General features: G+C 53.0%; 5 protein-coding genes. 4 read left to right on the top strand and 1 reads right to left on the bottom strand.

The window, feature by feature from the left end; translation table 11 throughout:
* Positions 1 to 1,507: Calx-beta domain-containing protein (locus Q0294_RS00930; protein WP_299459793.1), on the bottom strand; the 1,507-nt coding region annotated here is incomplete at its 3' end.
* 719 nt (positions 1,508 to 2,226) lie between these two features.
* Between Q0294_RS00930 and Q0294_RS00925 the strand changes: the two genes are divergently transcribed.
* The 4 genes from Q0294_RS00925 to Q0294_RS00910 form a co-directional block, all read left to right on the top strand.
* Positions 2,227 to 3,537 (top strand): hypothetical protein, encoded by a 1,311-nt coding sequence (locus Q0294_RS00925; protein ID WP_299459790.1) that lies wholly within the window; start codon positions 2,227 to 2,229, stop codon positions 3,535 to 3,537.
* Positions 3,538 to 3,815: 278 nt separating this feature from the next.
* On the top strand, positions 3,816 to 4,517 hold the full coding sequence (locus Q0294_RS00920) for a hypothetical protein (RefSeq protein WP_299459787.1): 702 nt from the start codon (positions 3,816 to 3,818) through the stop codon (positions 4,515 to 4,517).
* Complete coding sequence (locus tag Q0294_RS00915; RefSeq protein WP_299459784.1) at positions 4,514 to 5,707, top strand: acetate/propionate family kinase; 1,194 nt, start codon at positions 4,514 to 4,516, stop codon at positions 5,705 to 5,707. The genes Q0294_RS00920 and Q0294_RS00915 overlap by 4 nt, the downstream gene beginning before the upstream one ends.
* A 16-nt stretch (positions 5,708 to 5,723) precedes the next feature.
* Positions 5,724 to 7,592 (top strand): phosphoketolase (locus tag Q0294_RS00910; protein WP_299459781.1); only part of this gene is annotated, 1,869 nt, incomplete at its 3' end.

The following is a 7,592-nucleotide window of genomic DNA, read 5'->3' as shown; positions in this document are numbered from 1 at the left end:
CTGCGCGAGAATCCACTACGACTCGCCGCTCGCGGTGCACTTGTTTAAGGTCTAGGGAAACCGTCAGAACGGCGAATCCACCTGCTTCATCTTCAGTGACGGTAATATCGTCGATTGTCAGATGGGCCTGCTGGTCATCCTGGATCGTGACTTCGGCTTGACTGTTCGCAAAAACCACATCACGGCCACTGGCCTGAATGTTGAACAAGTCGACCAGAAACGATTCATCGAATTCAACCAGTTCCGAATCAACAAGTGAAACAGGGATCTGGATGGACAGCATCCCCGGGGTCAATGTCAGGGTCCCCGAAGTCGCAAGATAGTCAGTAGTGTCTGTTGCCGTATTATCACTGGTGGCAAAGTCAATGCTGACATCGGTGTCAACGGGCTGATCCAGTGTGACGGTCAACATGGCTGTTCCCGTGTTTTCGCCCACTGTGATGTTACTGATCGAAATCCGGGCCTGGTCATCATTTTGAATGGTGACCGTTGCCTGATCGTCTCCGATAATGACATCAGCATCGTTTGCCTGGAGGTTAAACAGGTTGATCAGAAAAGTTTCATCCAGCTCCACGATATTATTATCTGAGATGGGAACTGTAATCGTTTGTGACTGCACTCCCGCACTGAAGATCAGGGTGCCGGAAGTTGCGGTATAGTCGTCCGTGCTGATTGCGGTCTGGTCGGCGGTGGCGAAGTCAACGCTGATTTCCGTGTCGACCGGTTTATCCAGAGAGACGGTGATTGTGGCTGACACACCATCTTCATTCAGGGAAACATCGTCAATTGTAAGGCTGGCCTGATCGTCGTCCAGAATTCGGACTTTGGCCAGCGTATCTGAAACAACGAGGCTGGAGCTGGTGGTCTGGATATTAGAAAGTATTACCAGGAATGTTTCGGTACTTTCCACCAGATCGGAATCGACAATGTCGACGGTAATTATCTTTGACTGTTCGCCGGCGGCAAAAGTCAGGGTGCCGGAGCTGCTAAGATAGTCTGCCGAATCATTCGCGGTTTCGTCAAAGATAGAAAAATCAAAACTGACAGCCGTATCCAGGGGATGATCGAGCGAAACGACTACAGAAGCGGTTCCGTCTGCTTCATTCACCGTGATGTCACCGATGGAAAGGGTGGACTGGTCGTCGTTGAGGATTGTCACCGTTGCCGTGTCATCTCCGAGCGTCGTATCTCCCGTGTTGTTGCTCAGCAGGATCCCCAATGTTTCGTTTTCCTCGGTGGTCAGATCGCTGTTTACCTGAATTGTAATGGTTTCCGTTTGCGATAATCCGGACGCATCAGCAGAAAAACTGATGGTATCTGCCAGTGCGACATAGTCAGAATCTGCGGTTGTGGCTGTGCCGTCCAGCGTCGAGAAATCAACGGTTGCAATACTATTCAGGTCACCTGGACTGGCCCCCGTTCGGGTGACTGTGATCATGACATCGGTCATTCCGGCGTCACCTTCAATCACAGACACATCATCGATATTGAGTATCGAAGTCAGCATTGTCCGATCTTCGAGATTTTCAATTGTATTTGCACATGTATTCGCATAATACCCCGGAGCCGCTTGATATCGACTGGGTGTCCGGGAGCGTGAATTGCGAATCGTACGGAGGCGGGATGGTCGAGATTTGCGGGCAATAGATTTTAACCAGTTTGTCAACAACATGGCGGTGGGGGCACTTTCTGATCGATCATCACTTTGGTTACACAGACAATTCAGGCTGTGTGCTCAAATGACGGAGATTCGGTAGTCTGCTTGTATTAGTAAGCGGTGTTAAAAAATCGATTTTTGACGTCGATGTATACAGGCTCTCAATTTTTATATACAAGAGTACCAATGGACTGCTTGACATTCCAGTAATCTTATTCAGATTCGCAAATGACCAGACAAATTCAGAATAGGTGCAAATACTAGTGATATTATGTGTATTTTGACCGGAACAGATTCTGGTCTGAGGACCGATGCATGGTGTCAAACAAACTTTTGGGCCAATGCAACGTGAATTTCCTTGTCCGGCTTCATTTCCAACTGCCGTCTGAACCGGAGGCGACGTCCGCGTTGCGATATGGATCAGAACAGGCATCCAAAACCTTGCCAGGTTGAATACGCTGGCGAACGAAGTCGGCTATTCTACGGGACTTGAGTTCTGCAATGAACGTGCTAGGATTTGAGCCAGACTTTCCTGTTCCAGAGTTAAAGAATGAAATATTGGAATCACCATGTTGCGCGGCTGCCTGTTTGCGTTGGGTTTCTGGTTCGCTGTAGCCGGGGGTTACTGGTATTGGTTCGATCAAGTCTTTGATCCGCCAGGCAGCATTGTGGGAGCCATATTTGTCGGGCTGATTGTTTCGATGTGTTTTGGTTCGATCATGAATGCCCGCACGGCGCTGCGTGACTGGTCGCTGGCATCCGCGTACCGGAATGGTTTGCGGCTCGCAGATGGCAGGATTGTCGCTGTCAGTGGAACCATTCACCCTGTTGATCAGCCTTTGATTGCTCCCTTCAGCGGCACCGAGTGTGTGATCTGCGAATACGATCTTGGCCGTCCGGGGAGCGAGACATCACAGACCGGGGGTAGTACCGCCGCTGACTTTGCGGGCTTTCTCATGACGCCCTGCGTGATCCGCACAGAGCAGGGGGACATTCGACTGCTCGGCTTTCCGATCCTGGAAGAGATTCCCGATTTCGTCTGCAGAGGTTTTGATGCCGCAAAAAATGGATTTGAGTTTCTGAACAGGACCGAATTTGAAAATCGGACCGGCCTCAAAATGATTTCGATTCTCGGTGCCTTTGGCGAAGTCTGGTCTGACGACGATGGGCTTGTGCAGAAGAATATGCAATTACGCAACGTTGCACCTGAGGAACTCTTTACCATTGAATTGTTCGAGCAACTGTTGAAGCAGAAACAGGCGCGGCTGCAGAATCGCGAGCCAGACGCTGAGGAACCTCGACAGAACATTGATGAGGATCGAGCAGAGACCTTCTACAATGACGAAAATCGGGATGAGGATTTAGAAGACGAGGCAGATGAGCTGGAAGACGACTTCGATGATGACACGTTACCCGCGCATCTCTCACTCCCCAGGATGACCGAAAAACGGATTGACGTGGGCGACTCGGTTTGTGTCATCGGCACGTATAATGAGTTGCAGCGCGGCTTGCTCCCAAAGACTGGCAGCAACCAACCCAATCGTCTGTTACGCGGTACCATCGAGCAGCTTGAGCAGAAGTGGCGCCGTTCGTTTTTTAACCGCCTGCTGGGAGGTTTACTGGTTCTGGTCATCGTGAATGCAGCCGCGTATGGAATGACACAGTTGTATCTGCTTTCCCCCGACACGATCAACCGTCGACAACAGGAAGCGGCTCAGGCCATCCAAAACGATGATGTGGTGAAACTCAAAACATTGTTACGACGCGGACTTGACCCGAATATTCGGAACGGAAACGGGCGGACGCTGTTAGATCAGGCCATCGAATTACACCGGGACCAAATGGCCGACCTGTTACGGAATGCCGGCGCTCGCCAGTAGCGTCTCCGCGATTCACACCCGAGACTTTAAGCCTGGTCAAAAGGTGCCATTCGCTTCAGGCACTTTTAATTCGATCTACTGCCGAATCTTCACCTGCGGCTGCCCGGGTTACATCGGGTAGAATCTTTTCGGACAAGTTTTGTTTTGTCCAATCTTGTTGTGACTCTATGCTCGAAGCTGACGGCTGTGAGGCCTTGCCGCTCATTTTGTTGGCTCTGGTTCGGTTGCGGGCTGAGGCGCAGGTTTTATCTGATCGTGTTTGCAGGGAGAGGTCTGGCATGGAAGGTCTGGTTTTTGTGCTGTGTTATTTGTTGTTCCGCTGGGGGATCGTTTTTTGTTTCGATGAGGACGATTTTCTGCAAAGGCGCGGGGAGGTCAAGTCGGATTCTTTGCAGACGGGGCGCAGACGCGCGCCTGTGCGTGGCTTGTGCGGGATGCCGTGTGACTTGTTGGTGGCAGTGGGGCGCCAAAGCGTGCCGAACTTGAGTGCTCATTGTGAACCAGGGGAAAGGACGGGGCGTCAAATCGATCTCAAACCAGCGGGTTTTATGGTGACCGTTTTCACAGGGACGCCGATCTGCACCACCGTCGTAAATTTCCTACGCGCGCGACGCATACCACGCAGTTTCGCGGGTGGCGTGTTGCTGTCAAGGTCGGATTCTTCACTCACAAACGCGAGACAGGAAGCAGCAGGCGGTTTTTCCTGTCAAACCCGAATTAAGGTCCCGTTAATCAGCAAGCAGCAACCGGGTTTCGCCTGGGTTAAATACGATTCCGCAAAAGGCTCCTGGTATACTTTTTATATGGGCGATGTTATACTTCGTTTGTATTCGGCGAGTGATAATTCATCCCCTGTCGAGAGACTATGGGAATGGAAGACAGAAAAAACCAGCCTGCTTCGCGATCTGGTTTCGATGGTGCTGGAATTCTTTGGCAGCGATAACTGTTCGAAGGATGAACATGGAAGGGGCCGCTCATGAATCCGGATGACGCACAAATCCTGACGATCAATGGTGGCTCGTCGAGTATCAAGTTTGCGTTGTTCAAGGCGGATGGCTCGCTCCAGCGAATTCTGGAAGGGGCCATTGAGCGAATTGGATTACCGGAAGCCGCTCTGCGCGTGAAGGCTTCGAACCAGGCAGACTCTTTTTCGCAGCCAGTTTCTGCGTCGGATCACAGTGAGGCTGTGAGCACCTTGATGGACTGGCTTCAGGAATACTGCGAAGAGGGTGCTTTGGCCGCGGTGGGACATCGCATCGTGCATGGCGGGTCGAACTATAGTAGCCCGCGGCGAATCACTGCGGACATGATTGAGGAACTGCACCGTCTCAGTCCCTTCGCTCCCGAACATCTGCCGGAAGAGATTCTGTTGATTGAGGCAATTCAGCGTCGATTTTCCGATCTGCCTCAGGTCGCCTGTTTCGATACGGCTTTCCACCATGAGTTACCACGCGTGGCCCGGGTGTTGCCGATCCCGCGACGCTATGAAGCCCAGGGAGTACGACGCTACGGCTTTCATGGACTGTCCTATGCGTTTCTCATGCAGGAGTTGGCTCGTCTGGACGGAACGAAAGCGGCAGAGGGTCGGGTGATTCTTTCGCATCTTGGCAATGGAGCCAGTCTGGCGGCCGTGCATCGCGGCAGATCCGTGGATACGAGTATGGGGTTCACTCCGACCGCCGGGCTGCCGATGAGTACCCGGTCCGGCGATCTCGATCCCGGTCTGATGTGGTATCTGGCACGCACTGAGGGGCTCGATGCAAAACATTTCAACGAGATGGTCAATTTTCAGTCGGGGTTACTTGGCATGTCGGAAACCAGTTCTGATATGCGTGACTTGCTCGAAATTGAATCGCAGGATGTACGGGCGGCGGAAGCGGTCGCGCTGTTCTGCTATCAGGTCAAAAAATGGGTCGGTGCCTTTGCGGCGGCGTTGGGTGGACTGGACACGCTGGTGTTTTCCGGGGGAATCGGCGAACATTCGCCCGTGATTCGAAAACGAATCTGCGACGGGCTCGGTTTTCTGGGCATCGAATTGGATGACACATGCAATGCGGAAAATGCGTCGTTGATTTCACCGGATACAAGCCGGGTCGCAGTCCGCGTCATTCCCACGAATGAAGAACAAATGATTGCGGAGCTGGTTAGCCGCGTCCTGAATCTCAGTTAATTAAGGGAAATGAACAATGAAAACAGGGACGCTTTCTCCGGAATTACTTCACAGAATGGATGCCTACTGGCGCGCCGCGAACTATCTGTCAGTGGGTCAGATTTATCTCTACGATAATCCGCTGTTAAAGCGTCCGCTGACGCTGGCAGATGTGAAACACATGCTGCTGGGACACTGGGGGACGACCCCCGGGCAGAATTTCATTTACATGCATTTGAACCGGGTCATCAAGCATTACGATCTCGACATGATTTATGTATCCGGGCCCGGGCATGGCGGGCCAGCCGTGGTGGGCAACACCTATCTTGAGGGGACTTACAGCGAAATCTATCCCAATATCAGTCAGGATGAAGCCGGGTTGCAGAAGCTGTTTATTCAGTTTTCGTTTCCTGGTGGCATTCCCAGCCACGCCTCACCGGAGTGCCCGGGCTCGATTCACGAAGGGGGAGAACTGGGGTATTCGCTCAGCCATTCATTCGGGGCGGTGTTTGACAATCCCGATCTGATCGTCGCCTGCGTTGTCGGCGATGGCGAAGCGGAAACCGGACCTCTGGCGACCGCGTGGCATTCCAATAAATTTCTCAATCCGGCTACCGATGGCGCGGTCCTGCCGATTCTGCATCTGAACGGTTATAAGATCGCCAATCCGACGATCCTCGCCCGGATTGAGCACAAGGAATTGGAACAGTTGCTCCGCGGTTACGGCTGGACGCCTTATTTTGTAGAAGGGCACGAACCTGAGCTGATGCATCAGGCGATGGCCGAGACGCTCGACACGGTGGTGGAGCAGATCAAATCAATTCAGCAGGATGCCCGCGTTCATGGCAATTTGACGCGTCCGCGCTGGCCGATGATCGTGCTCAATTCCCCCAAAGGCTGGACTGGCCCGAAGATTGTGGACGGCCAGCAGATTGAAGGGACCTTCCGTTCGCATCAGGTGCCGCTCTCCGATCCTGCGACTCATCCCGAGCATCTCAAGCTGCTGGAAGACTGGCTGAAGAGTTATCGGCCGGAAGAACTCTTCGATCAACAGGGGCGGCTGAAACCGGAGTTGGCGGAACTGGCTCCGCAGGGCGAACGACGCATGGGGGCAAATCCCCACGCCAATGGAGGCATGCTGCTTCGCGACTTGAGAATGCCGGATTTTCGTGAGTACGCAGTCGACGTGCCCTCGCCGGGAGTGCGCGGCATCGGTGATACGCATGTGCTTGGTCCTTTCGTGCGCGATGTCGTGAAACTGAATCACGAGCAGCGGAACTTCCGGGTTTTTGGTCCTGATGAAACGCTTTCGAATGGCCTGGAAGCCGTCTTTGATGTGACCAATCGCCAATGGGAGGCCGAGACACAGCCCAACGATGAATTTCTGGCACCCTCCGGGCGGGTGATCGAAATGCTCAGTGAGCATCAATGTGAAGGCTGGCTGGAGGGCTATCTGCTGACGGGGCGGCACGGACTCTTCAACTGCTACGAGGCGTTCATCCATATTATTGATTCGATGTTCAATCAGCATGCGAAGTGGTTGAAGATCACCGCGCATCTTCCCTGGCGACGGAAAATTGCCTCGTTGAATTATCTGCTGGCTTCGCATGTCTGGCGGCAGGATCATAACGGCTTTACCCATCAAGACCCCGGCTTTATTGACCATGTCGTGAACAAGAAAGCGGAGATCGTTCGTGTTTACTTTCCGCCGGATGCAAATTGTCTGCTCTCGGTGATGGACCATTGTCTGCGCAGCCGGCATTACGTCAACGTGGTCGTCGCGGGCAAACATCCGGCCCCACAGTGGCTGACGATGGATGCTGCCGTCAAACACTGCTCCGAAGGTATCGGCATCTGGCAATGGGCCAGCAACGATCAGGCGGTTTCGCCGGATGTGGTCATGGTC

The sequence above is a fragment of the uncultured Gimesia sp. genome (genome assembly GCF_937919775.1).
Taxonomy (GTDB): Bacteria; Planctomycetota; Planctomycetia; order Planctomycetales; family Planctomycetaceae; genus Gimesia.
Note: the sequence above shows the minus strand (reverse complement) of the source record. Positions and strands in the feature narration are given on the sequence as shown.